Annotated in this window: 15 protein-coding genes and 2 tRNA genes; all 17 read right to left on the bottom strand. The window is 35.8% G+C overall.

The window, feature by feature from the left end:
* Positions 1 to 7: 7 nt before the first annotated feature.
* The 17 genes from ftsH to mfd all read right to left on the bottom strand — a co-directional run bounded on the left by ftsH (position 8) and on the right by mfd (position 19,239).
* Positions 8 to 1,939, bottom strand: a complete 1,932-nt coding sequence (gene ftsH / locus LPC09_RS00410) for an ATP-dependent zinc metalloprotease FtsH (RefSeq protein WP_231308782.1) — start codon at positions 1,937 to 1,939, stop codon at positions 8 to 10.
* 84 nt (positions 1,940 to 2,023) lie between these two features.
* A complete protein-coding gene (gene hpt, locus LPC09_RS00405) occupies positions 2,024 to 2,563 on the bottom strand; it encodes a hypoxanthine phosphoribosyltransferase (RefSeq protein WP_098795083.1) in 540 nt (179 codons plus the stop codon).
* A 21-nt stretch (positions 2,564 to 2,584) separates the two neighbouring features.
* The gene (tilS, locus tag LPC09_RS00400; RefSeq protein ID WP_442920008.1) at positions 2,585 to 3,973 is read right to left on the bottom strand and encodes a tRNA lysidine(34) synthetase TilS; all 1,389 of its coding nucleotides are present in this window, start codon (positions 3,971 to 3,973) and stop codon (positions 2,585 to 2,587) included.
* Between the two features lie 127 nt (positions 3,974 to 4,100).
* Positions 4,101 to 5,141 (bottom strand): protein kinase domain-containing protein, encoded by a 1,041-nt coding sequence (locus LPC09_RS00395; protein ID WP_098795085.1) that lies wholly within the window; start codon positions 5,139 to 5,141, stop codon positions 4,101 to 4,103.
* Positions 5,125 to 5,898 (bottom strand): vWA domain-containing protein, encoded by a 774-nt coding sequence (locus LPC09_RS00390; protein ID WP_255301517.1) that lies wholly within the window; start codon positions 5,896 to 5,898, stop codon positions 5,125 to 5,127. The genes LPC09_RS00395 and LPC09_RS00390 overlap by 17 nt, the downstream gene beginning before the upstream one ends.
* Before the next feature lie 75 nt (positions 5,899 to 5,973).
* The gene (spoIIE, locus tag LPC09_RS00385; protein WP_231308780.1) at positions 5,974 to 8,448 is read right to left on the bottom strand and encodes a stage II sporulation protein E; all 2,475 of its coding nucleotides are present in this window, start codon (positions 8,446 to 8,448) and stop codon (positions 5,974 to 5,976) included.
* A gap of 429 nt (positions 8,449 to 8,877) precedes the next feature.
* A tRNA-Glu gene (locus LPC09_RS00380) sits at positions 8,878 to 8,949 on the bottom strand.
* A 20-nt stretch (positions 8,950 to 8,969) separates the two neighbouring features.
* A tRNA-Met gene (locus tag LPC09_RS00375) sits at positions 8,970 to 9,046 on the bottom strand.
* A 419-nt stretch (positions 9,047 to 9,465) separates the two neighbouring features.
* Complete coding sequence (locus LPC09_RS00370; protein WP_098795088.1) at positions 9,466 to 9,924, bottom strand: S1 domain-containing RNA-binding protein; 459 nt, start codon at positions 9,922 to 9,924, stop codon at positions 9,466 to 9,468.
* An 87-nt stretch (positions 9,925 to 10,011) separates the two neighbouring features.
* Positions 10,012 to 10,380, bottom strand: a complete 369-nt coding sequence (locus LPC09_RS00365; RefSeq protein ID WP_098795089.1) for an FtsB family cell division protein — start codon at positions 10,378 to 10,380, stop codon at positions 10,012 to 10,014.
* Positions 10,381 to 10,391: 11 nt separating this feature from the next.
* Positions 10,392 to 11,027 carry a spore cortex biosynthesis protein YabQ gene (yabQ, locus tag LPC09_RS00360; protein ID WP_098795090.1) on the bottom strand — a complete coding sequence of 212 codons (636 nt, stop codon included), beginning with the start codon at positions 11,025 to 11,027 and terminating at the stop codon, positions 10,392 to 10,394.
* Entirely contained in the window at positions 11,024 to 11,335 is a 312-nt protein-coding gene (gene yabP, locus LPC09_RS00355; protein ID WP_098795091.1) for a sporulation protein YabP, read from the bottom strand. The genes yabQ and yabP overlap by 4 nt, the downstream gene beginning before the upstream one ends.
* 170 nt (positions 11,336 to 11,505) lie before the next feature.
* A complete protein-coding gene (locus LPC09_RS00350) occupies positions 11,506 to 11,781 on the bottom strand; it encodes an RNA-binding S4 domain-containing protein (protein WP_098795092.1) in 276 nt (91 codons plus the stop codon).
* A complete protein-coding gene (gene mazG, locus LPC09_RS00345; RefSeq protein WP_231308779.1) occupies positions 11,778 to 13,256 on the bottom strand; it encodes a bifunctional methyltransferase/pyrophosphohydrolase YabN in 1,479 nt (492 codons plus the stop codon). Before mazG ends, LPC09_RS00350 begins: the two co-directional genes overlap by 4 nt.
* Before the next feature lie 12 nt (positions 13,257 to 13,268).
* Positions 13,269 to 14,840, bottom strand: coding sequence for a putative polysaccharide biosynthesis protein (locus tag LPC09_RS00340; RefSeq protein WP_231308778.1), 1,572 nt, complete (start codon positions 14,838 to 14,840; stop codon positions 13,269 to 13,271).
* A gap of 96 nt (positions 14,841 to 14,936) precedes the next feature.
* Positions 14,937 to 15,473 (bottom strand): stage V sporulation protein T, encoded by a 537-nt coding sequence (spoVT, locus tag LPC09_RS00335; RefSeq protein ID WP_098795095.1) that lies wholly within the window; start codon positions 15,471 to 15,473, stop codon positions 14,937 to 14,939.
* A gap of 238 nt (positions 15,474 to 15,711) precedes the next feature.
* Positions 15,712 to 19,239: a transcription-repair coupling factor gene (mfd, locus tag LPC09_RS00330; protein WP_231308777.1), complete on the bottom strand. Its 3,528-nt coding sequence runs from the start codon at positions 19,237 to 19,239 to the stop codon at positions 15,712 to 15,714.
* Positions 19,240 to 19,355 lie beyond the last annotated feature (116 nt).

The following is a 19,355-nucleotide window of genomic DNA, read 5'->3' as shown; positions in this document are numbered from 1 at the left end:
TTTTCTATTATTTCTCAGAAGATTGCTCATCTTCTTTTTTACTGTTAATATTCACTTTTACATCATCTGAACTTTCACCATTTTCCTGGTTACTTGTTACCGGACGATCTGGAAGCTTGCCTTTTTCAACAAGACTTGAGATTTGAGCTGCATCAAGAGTTTCAACCTCTAATAATGTTTGAGCAATTAATTCAAGCTTCTCACGATTATCAGTAAGTATTTGTCGTGCACGCTCATAGCTTTCCTTGATGAAACGTTGAATTTCCATATCAATTTCATGTGCTATAGCATCACTATAGTTTTGCTCATTATGGATATCGCGTCCTAAGAACACTTGACCACCCTGAGATTGACCAAATTGCAATGGACCAAGTTTCTCACTCATTCCATATTCAGTAACCATTTTACGAGCAATGTTGGTCGCTCTTTGGAAGTCATTATGTGCTCCTGTACTTACTTCACCGAAGACAATTTCCTCAGCTACACGACCACCAAGTAAACCAGTGATTTTATCAAGTAATTCAGGTTTTGTCATAAAGTAACGATCTTCTTTAGGTAACATAACTGCATATCCACCTGCTTGACCACGAGGGACAATGGTTACTTTATGAACCATATCTGCTTCATCTAACACGACACCAATAATTGTATGTCCCGCTTCATGATAAGCAACAATATTACGTTCTTTCTTGGAAATAACACGAGTCTTTTTAGCAGGACCAGCAATTACTCGGTCTGTTGCTTCATCAAGATCTGTGTTGTCAATTTTCTTTTTATCCTGCCTTGCTGCAACAAGTGCCGCTTCATTTAACAGGTTCTCTAAATCCGCACCCGAGAATCCAGGCGTACGAGCAGCAATTGCTTTTAAATCGACTGACTCATCTAACGGTTTATTACGAGCATGAACTTTAAGTACTGCCTCACGACCATTTACATCTGGGCGGTCAACCGTAATTTGACGGTCAAAACGACCTGGACGTAATAACGCAGGATCAAGAATATCAGGTCTGTTTGTTGCAGCAATAATGATAATACCTTCATTAGCTCCAAAACCATCCATCTCAACAAGTAATTGGTTAAGGGTTTGTTCACGCTCATCGTGTCCTCCACCTAAACCAGCACCACGTTGACGACCAACCGCATCTATTTCATCAATAAAGATAATACATGGAGCATTTTTCTTCGCATTTTCAAATAAATCACGAACACGTGAAGCCCCGACACCGACAAACATCTCAACGAAATCAGAACCACTGATTGAGAAGAACGGTACTCCCGCTTCACCTGCAACTGCTCTTGCAAGCAATGTTTTACCGGTACCTGGAGGTCCTACTAATAGAACACCCTTAGGAATTCTTGCGCCTAGCTCGGCAAATTTACGAGGATCTTTTAGGAATTCAACAACCTCGACTAGTTCTTGCTTCTCTTCATCAGCACCCGCTACATCTTTAAACTTAACCTTTTTCTTTTCCTCACTGTAAAGCTTGGCTTTACTTTTACCGAAGTTCATAACACGGCTACCACCGCCCTGAGCTTGGTTAAGTAAGAAGAAGAATAAAATAAAGATAATAACGAATGGAATGATTGATGTGAAAAATGTAACCCATCCACTTGTTTCTTCAGCTGGCGCAACATCCAATTTGTTTACATTGTTTGCTTCAGCAGCTTTATCAACACGATCCAATCCTTGTTCCGTTGGTATGTACGTTAGAAAGGTTTCGTCTTCTGAATAACCTTTCATTTTACCTCTTACTTCAAATACACCTCGAACCGGCTGTACAGTCATTTCTGTTACATTTCCATTATTTAAGTCAGAAATGAATTCATTATACGTTATTTGCTCCGTTTTAGGATTAGCACCTGTAAAGAAGCTAACAACTCCAATGATGACTAAAAATATTAGTAAATAAAATATGGTATTACGGAAGATCCGATTCATTCCTTACCTCCTCCCACAGTAAACACGACTATTTTAAATAGTATCATAGAAAATCATGGTAATACAACAAATTAGAAATTGAGATTATTTTTGATAAATCTCAGGCTTTAACACTCCAATATATGGAAGATTTCGGTACTTTTCCACATAGTCTAATCCATACCCTACAACAAAGGCATCTGGTACTTCAAAGCCTACATAGTCTGCGTTAATATCAGCTTTTCTTCCAGTTGGTTTGTCAAGCAGTGTAACAATTTTGATTGATTTTGCCTTACGATAGCGGAATAGTTTAACAAGATAGCTTAGTGTTAAACCACTATCAATGATATCTTCAATGATCAGGATGTCTCTTCCCTCCACTGAAGTATCCAAGTCCTTGATAATTTTTACTTCTCCAGAAGAAACTGTTGATGTTCCATAACTCGAAACATCCATAAAGTCCATTTCCAAATATGTATCAATGTTCTTTAATAGGTCGCCCATAAAAGGCATTGCCCCTTTTAGAACACCTATTGCAAGTGGAAATGAGTCCTTATAATCCTCTGTTAGGATTGCTCCAAGCTCTTTTACCTTTTCTTGGATTTGCTCGGATGTTACTAAAATTTCTTCAATGTCTTGTCTCATTAATGTGTGCCCCCTAGAAGATTAGCTCCTGAATTGTAATACAATACATCCATCCCCTTCTATATTCTCAGCCTCATAACTAGACTTTTTTAGACCAGGAATCCAAAGGATGTTCCCTTTTCCATCTTCTACGATTGGCCATGAATGCCGGCTATGTAATGGGATTTTCTCATCAATAAATATATCTTTTACCTTTTTTGTACCGTTCATGCCTTTCAATTTCATTTTATCTCCCTGTTTTCGTGTTCGTACGATTAAAGGTTCATATAGATCCCGACTATTAAGTAGAAATATGTCGTTACCCTTTGCATGAACCCCAGTTTCACTAACAAAACTGCAGGATATGCTGCCATTCCCGTTTGGGATTGACAAAACAGAAGGGATAGTAAGATCTAAGCAATATTCTATTGCTTCTTTATGTTCAAAAGTAAACAAACACGTATGATATGACTTTATCACTTTTAAACCGTCTGGGTAATCCAGTGAACCTGAAGGGTGATTCTGCGAGAGCAGCGCCTGCAAACTCTCAATATGTATAGAAGAAAGGGAAGATGGAATATTTACATATAGATAGTTTAATATTAGTTTAATCCCTCTTCTTTGTAAAGGCAAAGGTAGGCTTAAGAACCTTTTGATATCCATTTCAACAGCCGATTTTTCTTTTCTTTTGATTACTTTATTCATGCTTTCCTCGGTTAATACCTGTAAATACGATTCATCCTCTAATAAGGTTTCACTAAAATAGCGAAATCTTTCATGAACAAGTGGATTTTCTTGTTTTAAAAAGGAAAGAACATGCTTCCTAAATCGATTTCTTGTGTAATCAGTTTTCTCATTACTTGGATCAAATCTTGGCATTAACTCATTTTCTTTACAATAATCAAGAATTTCTTGCTTGGAATAGGCTAAAAGAGGTCTTATTAGAAACCCATTATGATAAGGTCGCTTCATTTTCATACCAGCTAATGCCTCACCCGTACTACCTCTTACCATTCTCATTAATATGGTTTCCACCTGGTCATCTCCATGATGACCAAGCGCTAGATAGTCGGCTTGATATTTATCTAAGACTTCTATAAAAAATTGATAACGACATTCCCTTGCAGCAACTTGAGCACTTATTTTTCTTGTTTTAGCATAAGCAGAAACATTGATTTGTGTTGCTTCACAGGTTATTTGATATTCCTTACAGAAGTTGATAACAAAATGCATCTCATCTTCAGATTGCTCTCCCCTAAACATATGATCAACATGTGCTGCCACAATATTAAGGTTCATTTTATCTCTAACTTGATAGAGTAAATGAAGCAATGCTAGTGAGTCAGGACCACCAGAAACACCTACTACAATTGTTGATCTATCTTCAAACAATTGCTGTTTTTGAATAATGGCCTCAAAATTTTTCACCATTTTCCCCTCTTTTAACGAATTGCTATGGTTTTAACCTATAATAATCCTACCACTTTTCTGGTAAGAAAAACAAAAAAGAAAGGCCTCGTTCACATATTCAACATATTTTTACTACAAATTAACATTTTTACATTAGAACATGGTAAACATAAAGTGAATAGACAACAAAAACACCTATTAAAATAACTAGTGTCTCAAGAACATGACTTCTTTTCTTCTGTTTCTTTTTATTCTGTTTCACTTGTGTTCTAGAATGTTGAGGTTGAGGCTGTGTTTTTTTCTTTGTTGATTGCCTTCCTTTTGGAGGGCTTTGTTGTTGCTTGGATACCCTTGTTTGATATGACTGTGAACGAGGTTTATCTTTACTAGCTTTATTAGATAATAACTGAATAAAGCCTGACTTCATTTCCTGCGCATTAGTGTATTTCCCTAATAATGCTTGTTGTAAAACATCTCTATGTTGATTTAAAAAAGGATGCTGATTGATTTTATCCATTAACTGGGCTTGTCCATCACGATCACTCATTTTCTTAAATCGTTTCGGATAGGCAGCATTAATAATAATCATTGCAACCGAGAACAAGTCATATGTTGGCTCTGCTTTACGGTTACCCATTCCCCAATAGCCTCTATCAAAAAACTCTGTGAACTCTTTAATAGATCGCCCTTGCTGGGTTGTGCCTCCAACATCAATACATCTTATTTTAGGTGGTGGACCTGACACAATTAAATTTTCAGGTTTTAAGTCTCCAAATACCCAACCTTCCTGATGAAGTTTTTCCAAATTGGTAAGTAACTGAAGTGTGAGTACAGTAGACCACTCTATTCCTCTTTGTTCAACAAATTCAAGAAAGTTTTTTCCTTGTACATATTCCATTACATAAAATGAAGTTAATTTTTGGGAATGATCTTTCCAATCATCTACATCAAGCAAAGAAGGCCCAAGTGAAGTACCTTGGACCTTAGAAAAATGTTTTAGCACATTTACCTCAGAAGTAATCGCCATGCTATTTTCACTAAGCTTAATTGCTACTTTACCTTGTCTACTATCACCTAAGTAAACACTGCCTGTTGCACCTTGTCCAAGCGCTTTTATAATGGTGTAACTCTCCCCATTCCATTTTCCAACAATCGTTGTTCCTGGTGAAAGATTACATGCCTGATTCATCGTAGTAATCTTCTTCGTTTCTTAATAAACTTTTTAGGGAGCGTTTTTTCTTAAAATGCTGAATGGCTTCTCTTATTGCTGGACCAGTCGGCGTAATACCACCTGTAGATAATTTCGGAAAAATAGATGATAAAGATTCTAATTTTGGTGTCCAATCAAGCACTTTTTCAACCTCATCCTTTTTCCCAGGAAATACCAGCACAGCATAACGATTATCACCTATTCTAGAATTTAGACTTATTGACAGATCTAATAATGCTTCCTTTACAGTTGGTAACTTCGGTTTCATACTAGCACTTGTATCAACTAAAATGAGAATTTCTAAACTAGCCGTCTCACCAAGTTCATCCACTACCTCCATAACTTCACCACGCTTTTCAGGTGGCAGCTCTTCCATTGAGGTACTCTTACCTAAAATTTGTTGAAGTTCTTTATTCACAACACCTTGAAGTGTTTGAGTCATTGCCTTTCTTGTTACATGTTGAACAGTTTGTGAAAGCTGATGTGCATAGACAATTTGATGTACTCCTCCACCAGACATCGCAATCCCTTCAACTTCTTGGAGTGATTCTTGGTCGATTACATTTTCCTCTAATACACCAATTACATTAACTGTGATTCCTTGTTCATTAGCTAATGCTGCCATTGCAATTGGATCTTCCCCATGATTTGAGCAACCATCAGTGATTAATAAAATTTGTTTTAAATGACCTTTCTCCATGTTTACCCTCCTAGAGAGATGATTTTCATTCTCCAAAATTTTTCCCTTTGCTTAACAGAAAAATAGACTATTACCATACTCGCCAGAAGGGGCTTATTTTATACTCTATTATTATCCTATTTTCTTTGAGGAAACAGGGATGCTTGCCCATTTAGGTGTATTATGCTCAATAGATGAAACAACAACTGTCATATCATCTTCTATTTTTCCTGATCTTGTTCTAATCACCTCTTCCATAATCAAATCAGCTATTTCCTGAGGATCCGTTGTTTTCATTTCACTAATTTTACGCTTCATCCATAGATCATAATTTTCAACATGTTTAGGACCTTCAAAAATTCCATCACTCATCATAATCAATAAATCTCCCGCTTTAAGCTTCTCGCCAACAACATCAACATCAAAATCCTCTATAATGCCCATAGGTAGATTACTAGCCTGGATTTTTATAATCTTTTCTCCACGTTTGATAAAGCTTGGTGTAGAACCAATTTTCAAGAATTTACTGCTACCATCCTGTAAATCGATAATTGCTAAATCTAACGTTGAGAAAATTTCATCTGTTGTTCTTAAACTTAAAATAGAGTTAATTGTTTTAATTGCCACTTTTTCTTCAATACCAGATTGTAATATTTTCTGAAGTAGCTTAATCGTTTCATTACTTTCAAAATGAGCTCTAACCCCATTTCCCATTCCATCACTTATTGCAACAGCAAACTTACCAACTCCAAGATCAATCATGGAATAACTATCTCCGGATACTAATCCGCCTCCCTTTGCTGCATGAGCAACACCCGTTTCAATTCGGTATCTTTTAGCTGATCCAAATGAAACATGACAATAACAATTAGGGTAATTTGCACATTCCTCTTTTTTAACGATAATGGATTCCTCCAAGATATCAGACAACATTGGAGCTATAATTTTTTCACACTCTCCATGTCCATTACAGAAAGGAATACTCATCTCTATATCAACATTTCCTTGTTCCACGCTATAAATATCAACGTTTACAATTTCAATGCCAAAGTTTTGCAATGCATCTAAGATCTGTTCTTCCTGAACAAAATGATTTTCTCTTTCTCTTTTAATTTCCTTTGACAGATCTCCCATAACATTCGATACACCTAATAGCTGTTCAGCAACTAATCTGCGACTTTCCTGAACCTCTTTCTTCAGCTTTTGATTTGCTTGAAAATAGTTGATTTCCTGCTCAATTGCTTCTTCTACTCTACTTGCCTTAGAACAATGTCGATCAAACTCTTTCTTTAATTTCATATTATTCTGGTACGTATTTTGCTTATTTTCATGCATAATGTTTTGCATCAACTCATATGTTTTATCAAAGTTTTCCACCCAGCATTTTTCTTTTTTAAAGCAATGCTGACAAGTACTTTCTGTAATCCTACTTAAAAACAAATCAGTTTCTCGTTGTTCTGTGTCTTCATATTCATCTTTATCATAAAACGTAGTAAAACTCTCTGATAAAGCATTAAAAACTTGAGAAAATTGTTCAACACGATGCGCTGTTACATCACGAATTTTCCTTACATATTGTTGTTGCTCATGCGCATGTTCATTTGTGCCAGGAATATGCTTAGCCAATCGAGCGGTTACTACTTTTGGAGTAATTAAAAATAATAGAATCGCTATCATTGACTCAATTAATGTTGTCATTAAGTCAGCAGAACCTTGTCCGTATAAAGAAATAAGAATTGATCCAACTAAAAGTCCAATTGAAGTTCCTAGCTTATTTCCTTCACGTAATAATCCACCTAACAATCCGGAAAAGGCGAGAAGACTCATATGATAAAGGTTTCCTACATTGGCCAAGCTTAAGATTAACCCCGTTACCACACCAACGGTACAACCAATGCTAGATCCCCCAATAAATGCAAACAAGAGAACAATATATCTCGAGAAAATGTGCTCAGCTTGCAGGTTTTGGAAAGAAACTCCTACCATTCCTGTCATCACCGAGGCTAAAAGTATCATAATGCAAATAATTTCTTCAATTTTTAGTGATTGCTTATACTTTCGTGCCGATATCAATGGAATACTCTGAAGAAAAATTAACGTTAATATAAATGATAAGCCTGATTCGACTCCTGCCATCATATAATCATATAAAGTTAGCGATGATTTAATTGCAAAAGAGTAGGCAATTCTTGTCAGAGCCACCGTACTAAAGATAACAAATGGTAATACCCTTAACTGATCCTTAAAAAGATAGGATGTTAAACGATTCAGAACAAGAAAACCAATGATAGATACTGCGATGACTAATGCAACCTCAAAAGAAACTGTTAAACCCCCAGCAATCAATGAAAGCCCCGCTAATGCTACTTTATCCCGCTTCATAAGAAAAATAGCGCCGAAGAATGGAAGAGCAAAAGGTAATACCTCCGACAAAATGATAGCTCGTCCCAATAAAAATCCGATCAAGGCATAAATGATTCCTTTATGTAAGAGGAAAAGCTGCAGCTTAGATGAAAATCGGTGAAAGATTCGATTGAACACTTGTTGGGTTTTGTCCATTCCCAAATCAGATATCGGCTCCATTAACCTTCTTTCTACTTTTTCCATTTTTCATTCCCCCACTTATTCATATTGGTGCTATTATATCGAAGGTCTATTCAGGAATTTGTCAAAAGAAGGTGAACTATTCCAAAAACCGTTCGACTGTTTTTGAAGTATGCGACAAATATCTAATTCTTCTAGAGTATTTTGCTTATGCTATTCGTCAAATTGTTGTGAATTGTGTTGTATCGGGTCAAGAATAGTCTAAAGAATATTGTGGGGAGCATGTTTAAGAGTAAAGATCTTTTTTTGGAGTTATTTGAGGGGGGAAAGAGGTGATTTGAGTCCTAATATGTTATGAATGACATTTCGCTCCTGTTCCCAGTTAGTTTTGTCGTTCACTAACTAAATTGATATAAATTCCTTCAGTTTATAATCTAAACTAGTTTAAAATACAAAAAACTAGTTACATCTCTGCAACTAGTTTTTAAAGTATGACCCATACGGGATTCGAACCCGTGTTACCGCCGTGAAAGGGCGGTGTCTTAACCGCTTGACCAATGGGCCTCAAGTATCATGTTTTTATATGGTAGCGGCGGAGGGAATCGAACCCACGACCTCACGGGTATGAACCGTACGCTCTAGCCAGCTGAGCTACACCGCCATAGTTATCAAACGCTCCTTGGGGAAAACCGTGCTCGTCATGTCTCTTGTCAGACACATTCCTCGCAAGCCTACAAAGGAAGATGATTCAGGATGTTTACGGCTCGCTCTAGCCAGCTGAGCTACACCGCCATAGTTATCAAACGCTCCTTGGGGGAAACCGTGCTCGTCATGTCTCTTGTCAGACACATTCCTCGCAAGCCTACAAAGGAAGATGATTCAGGATGTTTACGGCTCGCTCTAGCCAGCTGAGCTACACCGCCATATTGGACCTCTATTAGGCACAAATAATATAATACAATTCAATTTCACATACGTCAATATCAAAAATAAATTTAGCATTCTTCTTCAATACATGAAAAAAGAGAAAACATCATCAATGTTTTCTCTCTTTTTAAAAATGTATATGAAAGCAGCAAGCTATCCTCTTCTAGCTCCACGACCACCACGTTTTGATTCTGTATTGCGTTTTAATGAAGCTAAACGATCTTCACTATCTTTTAAGAAACGATTCATTTTTTGTTCAAAATTTTCTTTATTATTACTGTTGTTGCGGAAATCATTTCCTCTTGATCTTGGGCGATCTGAATTTCTTGGACGTTCCTGACGTTGTGGACGCTCTGGGCGTTCTGGACGATCTGGACGATCGATTGCCTTTTTAATTGATAAGCCAATCTTTCCGTCATTTTCTACATTGATTACCTTAACTGTTACTTCATCTCCGACTTTTAAGTGATCGTTAATATCTTTCACATAATTATCGGCTACTTCACTGATGTGAACAAGTCCTGTTGAACCACCCGGTAACTCCACAAACGCTCCAAAATTCGTAATGCCCGTTACCTTTCCCTGTAACTTGCTGCCAACTTCAATCGACATAAAAATAATGCTCCTCCTTAAACAGATAAAAAATCATTCAAACCTTTATTATATTATACATAAATAAAAAAACTAGTGTCAACAAGGCTAATCTTTTATATTAAAGATGATCTCATTGTCGTCTGACAAGAAATAGTCTCTTCTTGCAATCTTAGCAATATACTCATCATCATTAAGCTTCACTATTTCTTCTCTTAATATTTTTTCTTCCTTTTGTAAACTTGTGAGTTCTTCTTCAAGCTTATTCTGTTGCTCAAGCTTTTCATCAATTGCAACTGATTGCTTATATAAGGTGGTTATAATGATGGAGGAAGTGATAATAGCTAATAGTCCTAACACGAATAATCGTCTGAATAAGCCTCTTTTTCGTCTGTTTGAAATTTGCTGTTGTCTCTCTTGCTCCATTGCATATTGTGATTGTAGCTCTGTAATTTTCTTCGATCTCTCGAGACTCATACTAGTCCTCCTTACTTCTTCCTAAATTGTTGCCACCAGGTTTTCATCTTATTAGTTGTATTCTTGACTTTTTTGAAATTTCCTGCCATTTTGGCAATATTTCTTATTAGGAAATTCCTTATCCCTCTAGGAACAAGTTTCCACAAAAGGATAAAAATCCATTTCAGAGGTGCTAATAAGATTTTAACCAATGAATATAGGAATTGAAAGACCCATTTTATAATACTCCAAAGAACATTTAAAGTTCCTAATAAAATGACGATAATTAGTTGAATGAGTCCCTTTATTGGTCTAACAATCATCGCTCGTCCAATATTAACTAAAATTCTATATAATCTTATGCTTGTCTGTATTATGCGCTCTAAAAGGCTTAAATATATTTTCTTGAAAAGACTCTGATAAGCTGCATATCCACAAAGGACAGCCAGGAATATATAAATCCTAAGTTCACCTTCATTTACAAGTAACAAAAGATAAAATAGGATAAGTCCTTGAACGACCCAAAACATAAAGTCATTTATGAAGACAACCCATCTGGCTCTTAATGGCCGCTTTAAAAAGCGACCATATGTATCGAGAGCTGCCCCAATCCAACTTCCCATTCCTGCCATTGCTATCATTGTATAAAACTGTGTTGATAAACTCATTTAAATAACTTGCTAAAGAGTCCTTTAGCTTTCTCCGCATGCTGCTCATCTAGATAAATCAGATCAAAGATTCTGCTTCCTTTAATGGAAACAATCCCTTTATCAACATCTAAATTTTTCATTTGAAGGTTTTGTCCGCGGATTGCTAGTGCACCCATGACTGTGTCTAATAAAAATTCCTCATTATCAAAGCTTTCTACCTGTTTTACTCCTGTGATTTCTAATAATTTTCTCCCTCGCATGATTACATCATGCTCTTGAATTGTTCCTTTATGGACAGACGCATTATTTTCATAGTATTGACTCATATTCTACCTCCGAATTCTAATAAAGGATTTTCTTTTACATGTGTATGTCATTAGAATTCGGTTTAGAACAAGCCATATGAAATGCGAATGGTGTATAAATCTTAGCAACAACAAGACCATAAACCTGGTTAGGAATTAACACCGATAGTATAGTTAACCTTTAAAATATGTTACATATCGAACGATTCTTGATTAATTTTCTCTTCCTTTACTACGCGATAAAGATTTGTTGCTTCTTCTTTTCTTGTCGTTTCCTTTAAATCTTCAATAACAACTGTAACTAGTTTTTGACCAAAACGAATAACAAGTTCATCCCCAATTTTAACATTAGAACTCGCTTTACCCGGAGTACCATTAATTGCAATTCGACCTTGATCAGCAATTTCTTTTGCTAATGTTCTTCTTTTTATTAATCTTGAAACCTTAAGAAATTTATCCAGTCTCATTGTTCATCCCTCTTTTTATCTAAAGTCTTTGCTTCATTCCAGAGTTCGTCCATTTCTTCTAATGTCATCTTCTCTAGTTCCTTACCATTTTGCTTCGCTTGTTTCTCAATATAGTTAAAACGATCAGTAAACTTAACATTTGTAGAGGATAGGGCTTCTTCTGGCTCTATTTTATAGTGTCTTCCTACGTTAATAAAAGCAAATAATAGATCTCCAAATTCCTTCATTATAAGTTGCTGATCTCTTTTTAATGAGATTTCTTCTTCAAATTCCTTTATTTCCTCTTTAACTTTTTCCCAAGTGCCGTCAATAGAAGGCCAATCAAAGCCAACTTTTGCAGCCTTTTTCTGCAGATGATATGCCTTAGATAAAGCAGGTAATGATCCCGCTACGGAATCTAAAATCGATTGTGTTTCTGATGACCCTTTTTCGTTCTTTTTTATTTCATCCCAGTTTGCCAAAACCTCATCTGTACTATTTACTGCTGTTTCTCCAAATACATGAGGATGCCTTCTGACCATTTTTTCTGAAATCCCGGAAATAACGTCATCAATACTAAACATACCTTCATCTTCACCAATTTGAGCATGAAGAACAACCTGTAAAAGCACATCACCAAGCTCTTCGACAATATGGTCAATATCTTCTTTATCAATTGCTTCAATTAACTCATAACACTCTTCAATTAAATATTTCTTTAAAGATTGATGTGTTTGCTCCTTATCCCAAGGACACCCATTTGGTCCTCTTAACTGGGCAATGATCTTTCTGAACCTTGGAAATTGGTGATAAACCATTTTTTCCTCTTTTATTGGTGGAACATATACACTGGTTAGATTATGAACATTCGTTTCCCGATCCAACTCGTATAACTCCACTTCTTTCAGTTCTTGCTGACTGCTTCCCGCTGCAGTAACGATCATCACTTTATAATCATCAGGCAACTGTTCCATCAATGTTAGCTTTACTTCTGAGGCTATTAGTTGATCATATACTTGTGTAATAATAATATGACCTTGTAGTTGTAACTGCTCACTACTTAAAGTCATTGCATCAACTAACTGAAATCCTTCAATCGGATCTATTTCCAGAGCTTGAAAGGTTGCATCAAGAAAGCTTTGTCCACCTTCAACCGTTACAATATACCCTTTTTCTCTACCTTCTGTTAGCAAAAGCTGTACCGTTTTTTCTGCAACAAGAGGATGTCCAGGTACTGCATAAACGATATCTGTATTCGCTGCCTGCTCCAAAAGGGTCTTAACAATATTGAGGTACACTCTGTCAAAGTCCTCATTTTCTTCATAAATAGAATCAAAAGACTCATAATTAATCGAGCTATCCAATTCATGAATAACAGGGTGCTCCTTTGTTCGCAAAAAAAGGTGCTCTGAATTTGTTAGTAGCTGATATACACCAAATGGTAACTGATTAAGATCGCCAGCTCCTAAGCCGACTATTGTAATTTTTTTCGCCATTTATGTACCTCTCTATTTTATAATTTTATTTATAACCGGGATACTTTGCATTTCCTCTTTCGTAAAGACATTGAATTTAATAATTGCTATCCCATAAAAAAAGGCACCAATTACTACTCCTATTAAAGCAGTTATAGTTGAATAAGTCCGACTATGAATATTGATATAACTATTCACTTCTAGAGTTAGAAACAATACTCCAAGCATAACAATTAAGGATAGACCTATTTTATATAAGCTTTTATTACCCCTAAAGGAATACCCCTTACTTATTAAATAAAACATCATAATAATTGATATGAACATATAAGCTATCAATGTAGATATTGCTGCTCCGGTAATTCCGAAAATTTGTATTAATAGCTCATTACCAATAAATTTTATTCCAGCTCCAACAAGAACAGCTATGGCTGGAACAAATGTATGTCCTAATCCTTGTAAGATCGCAAATAAAGTTAAACATATGGATGTAAACAAAACAGAACCGCTTAGAATCATTAAAACTTCAGTACCTGATGGATTTCTGAACAACATTGTATTAATAGACTTCATTAAGACGATTAATCCTACAGAGGCACCTGCGCCAATAACAAAGCATAGCTTTAATGATAGCCTTAATTTTTCACGGATAAATCCTTCATCATTATTAACCTTAGCATTGGCAATTACCGGTACTAAAGATAAAGCAAACGAAGTAGCTACTACGGTTCCTAATTGTATTAAAGGCTGTCCTCTGTCATATACTCCCTTTAATGTCTTCGCAGCTTCTTCCTCCATACCTCCATTTACTAAGAGAGAATACAAATTTAAAGCATCTATTAACTGAATGAGGATAAGCAATAAACTACTTATTCCAATTGTTAAGCTGTATGTAAGTAATGTTTTTACGACTTTCCAGGTTGAAACAGGAGCAGTAAGGTTCCAACTAAATCGGTAACCCTTTTTCACCCAAATATAAATTAGTATTAACAAACCAGCTAGGCTGCCAATAATGGAAGAAAGGATAGCACCTTGACCTACAATATATAAATCAAAGCCTTCTCTAATTAAAAAGTATGAGCTTAATAAGATAAAGGTTACTCTAATACCTTGTTCAACCACTTGAGAAGTAGCTGTTGGATTCATGTTTTGATCAGCTTGAAACTGTCCTCGTAACAATGAAACAAAAGGAACAATTAAAAAAGAAACAGCAGCTAATTGAATCAATGGTTCTAAATGTATGTCTCCCATAAAAATGGATAGAGGCGCTGATAATATGTATAAGAAAATGGATAACGTCATGCCAAAGGCAATAAGGTACAAGAGAGTTATTGTCATTATTTTTGAGCGGACCTTTATAGAATGACCATATCCATAATCACTCATTACCTTTGAAATCATTACCGGAAAACCGGAAGTTGCTAAAATAACACTCATTCCATAAAAGGGATACACTTGCTGATAAATATAAAAACCAATATCCCCGACGATATTTTGATAAGGGACTCGGTAAGCTGCACTGAAGATTTTTGTAAGCAAGCCCGCTAAAGTCAAAATCATTGCACCTTGCATGGCTTTGTTTATATGGTTTTTCTGACTATTCATTCCGTCTCCTCTCCAAATCCTCTATCCGATTATAGCATATTTGAATAGCCTTCTTAAAAAGCAAAAGGGGTGGCAATATGCCACCCCTTTTCTAGCTTATTGTTCCATTTGGCGAGCTAAAAATCCTGCTGCTGTTTCTACAGCCTTATGCTCAACCTCACCAATTGATTGCTCTTTGGAAAGAATAATGACTGCTCCAATTGGATCACCATTGGCCACAATGGGTCCAATCGTATATGATTTAATATCTTCATTTAAACCTTCTACAACCTGAATTTCTCCAGCATCTGCTTTTAAAACAGAGTTTCTTTCCTCCATAACCTGCTCGATAACTTCACCGATGTTCTTATTAAGGTATTCCTTTTTTGAACCACCGGATACAGCAATGAATGTGTCTCTATCACAGATTAAAACTGGATGACCTAAACTATCATAAATAGCATCTGCATATTCCTTAGAAAAGTCGCTAAGTTCACTGATTGGTGAATATTTCTTTAAAATTACCTCACCATCACGATCCACAAATATTTCTAATGGATCTCCTTCACGAATTCGTAATGTTCTACGAATTTCCTTTGGAATTACTACGCGACCTAAATCATCAATGCGACGAACTATACCAGTTGCTTTCATCTTACGTTGCCTCACTTTCATCGGATGATAGGAAATTGACGATTGTTGATCCTGCATACAAAATAAATAATAATTAAAACCTTTTTAAACAGGAGCTTTTTTCTATGTAACAATCATCGTTTGTTAAAAATAGTATCCTTCACCATTCGAGTAATATACATCCTTTACCGGATTTTTTAAGATAAAAGTGATAAGCAACTACTAATAATATCCTTTAGAAGCATTTATTAAACCTATTTTATTGGAGAATTTCTTCTTTTTTCACTTGAGATAATCCATTTAAAAGTTCGGTCGTAATGCCAAGCCATTTCTCAACAGCTAATCCTTTTGTATTAACTGTTAGCTTTAATTTACTGCCTTCCATTCCTAAACCAACAATTCGTTGATATTTATTACTTAAGTCAAATAGCTTTTGACCATCAATTAAATTGCTGGCTTCTTCTTCTATGAGAATTGTGATGACTTCTTTATCTTGCTTTATTAACTCAACTCGTTCTTGAATAGCAAAAACCTTCAATTTTGCAATTTGGAAAAGATAATCAACCTCAACTGGATATTCTCCAAATCGATCAATCATTTCTTCTTGCAACTCTTCTAGCTCTTGTAATTCAGTAATTGATCTAAAGCGTTTATACATATCGATTTTTTGACGACCATCTGTAATATATGATTCAGGTAAATATGCATCCACTTGAAGATCAATTTCAACATCTATTGCTTTTTGTTTTGGTTTATCAGTTTGTCTTTCTTCAATAGCTTCTTTCAGCATTTGTGAATATAAATCAAAACCAACAGAATCAATGAAGCCATGCTGTTGAGCCCCTAAAAGATTCCCTGCTCCCCTGATAGAAAGATCCCTCATTGCAATCTTAAAGCCTGAACCTAATTCGGTAAATTCTTTAATAGCTTGTAACCTTTTTTCAGCAACTTCTGTAAGCACCTTATCTTTGCGATACGTAAAATACGCATAAGCTACTCGGTTAGATCGACCTACTCGTCCTCTCAGCTGATAAAGCTGTGATAGTCCCATCTTATCTGCATCATTAACAATAAGCGTGTTAACGTTAGGAATATCTACACCTGTTTCAATAATAGTTGTGCTTACTAACACATCATATTCTCCCTCGAGGAAGCTTAACATGACAGATTCTAACTCATTTTCAGTCATTTTCCCGTGTGCATATGTGACCCTTGCATCTGGTACTAGCATAGAAATTTCCTCTGCTTTTCTTTCAATATCCTCTACCCGGTTATATAGAAAGAAAACTTGACCTCCACGAGACATTTCTCTTTCAATTGACTCTCGAACAAGCGCGCCATTATATTCAACAACATATGTTTGAACCGGAAAACGATTTTCTGGTGGCGTTTCAATAACAGATAAATCCCTTACTCCTAGCATAGACATATGTAAGGTTCTTGGAATTGGAGTTGCTGTTAACGTAAGCACATCCACATTCGCCTTTAATTGTTTTATCTTTTCCTTATGTGTAACACCAAAACGTTGTTCTTCATCAATGATTAGCAATCCTAAGTCCTTATATTTTATATCTTTTGATAGAAGGCGATGTGTCCCAATGACCATATCAACAGTTCCATTGCCCAATCCTTTTGTTGTTTCTGTAATCTCTTTTCTAGATCTAAAGCGACTTAAGAGACCAACACTAATAGGATAGTCCTGAAAACGTTCTCTAACGGTTTCATAGTGTTGTTGAGCTAAAATAGTCGTTGGAACTAACAATGCAACTTGTTTACCATCTGCAATAGCTTTAAAAGCTGCACGTATCGCAACCTCTGTTTTTCCATATCCAACATCTCCACATAAAAGGCGGTCCATTGGACGAAGACGTTCCATATCCTTCTTAATTTCTTGAATGGAGCGCATTTGATCTTCTGTTTCTTGATATGGAAAGGCTAATTCAAATTCTTTCTGCATTTCACCATCTGGTGAGAATGCATATCCCTCACTTGCTTCACGTTCAGCATATAATTTAATTAAATCATCTGCAATATCTTGGACCGAAGACTCAACCTTCTTCTTAACCCTGCGCCAGTCATTTCCTCCAAGCTTGTAAATCTTAGGCTCCTTGCCTTCAGAGCCAACATATTTTTGCACTTGATCAATCTGTTCAACCGGTACATAGAGCTGGTCACTGCCCTGATATCTTATATTTAAATAATCTTTGTGAATCCCGTTTATTTCAAGTGTTTCAATACCAAGATATTTACCAATCCCATGATTAACATGGACAACATAATCGCCAACTTCTAGTTCTGAATAGCTCTTTATTCGCTCTGCATTCGAAAGCTTTTGCCTTCTAACCTGTTTTTTTACACGTTTCTTAAAAAGCTCTTCCTCCGTAATGACAGCGAGCTTTTGCATTGGTAGTTCAAATCCTGTTTGTAAATCTCCTTGAACAACTGAAATTTGACCAGCAATTAAGGGATCGTTTTGCCCCAATATTTTTGCCTGAATTTCATAGTCCTCTAATACATCCTCAAGCTTCTTTGTTCTTTCCTCATTTACGCCTAAAAACACAACAGAATATTGAGATTTTTGAAAGCGTTCAAGTTCATTCTTTAAAACATGCATCTGACCATGGAAATTTTGCATTTGTTTACAAGATATATTTAATATATTTTGTGGACTTGTATGTGGTACATGTCTTAAGAAAAGAGAAAGATAGATAGAAGGATGTTTACTTTTTGTCATAACATCCATATACGAATGTGAAACCTTTATTTCCTGTAGAATTTTTCCTTCTTCAAGTAAACCGGTAAACCACTCTGCCTCTTCCCGTTCTAATTGATCATATGTTTCGTGAATTCTACTGATCTCATCTAAAATTACGATTGAATCAGTAGGAAAATAATCTAGTAAACTAGTAGGCTGCTCATATAGGAGAGAAGAATACTTAAATAGATCATGACTAAATTGGTTATTTCGTAAACGCTCCAAATCATATTGAATATGCTCAAGTAGCATTTCCTTCTGTTGCTCATTTTTTAGCTTTTTTAAATTCTTTGCTAAGCCTGCTTCAATACCTTCTATACTTCGATTTCTTGCTTCTGCATCTATTAGTATTTCAACAGCAGGCCCAATTGTTATCGTTTTTAACATTTCTACTGATCTTTGGTCATCTATATTGAAAGAACGAATAGAGTCAATTTCAGTATCAAATAGTTCGATTCGAACTGCATTTTCTTCAGTTAAAGGATAAATATCAATAATTCCACCACGAACACTAAATTCTCCAGGAGAGCTGACCATGTCTACTCTTTCATATCCTAATGAAATAAAATCTTGAATATAGTGGTCAAGGTCAATATCTTGTCCTAATGATAAATTGAATTGCTTTTGCTTCCATAGCTGTTTTGGAGGAATCAATCGCCTAACACCAGCTACTGGTACAACTACAATAGATTGTTTACCCTCTGACAGTCGGTTAAGAACTTCTATTCTTTGTGATTTTAATTCAGGGCTTGCAATAGCTACCTCTGATGCTATTAAATCATTAACAGGATATAGGTACACATCCTCTTTAATTAGGTTTAACAAATCCTCATAGACTTTTTGAGCTTGGAAAAGGTTATGTGTCACAATCAAGATCGACTTATTTAGTTCATGATACAGTGATGCTGTAAAAACAGTTCTTGCCGAACCGGATAGGCCCGCAACAAGCTGTTCTTTTAATCCCTCTTCAATACCAGATACAACGGTTTTAAAATCATCATTATGATAAAAATATTGCTGCAAACTATTCAAGCTAGAGCCCCCCTCTCAATTGATCAATTAAGTTTAACTGTAGTATGTTTGATTTTAATCATAAATGGTAATGTACTTTGCCATGACATGTTGAAATGAGGACTCACCACATCAAA

It is taken from the genome of Metabacillus sp. B2-18, assembly GCF_021117275.1.
In the GTDB taxonomy this organism is placed as follows: Bacteria; Bacillota; Bacilli; order Bacillales; family Bacillaceae; genus Metabacillus.
This window is presented reverse-complemented; position numbering and strand designations above follow the sequence as displayed.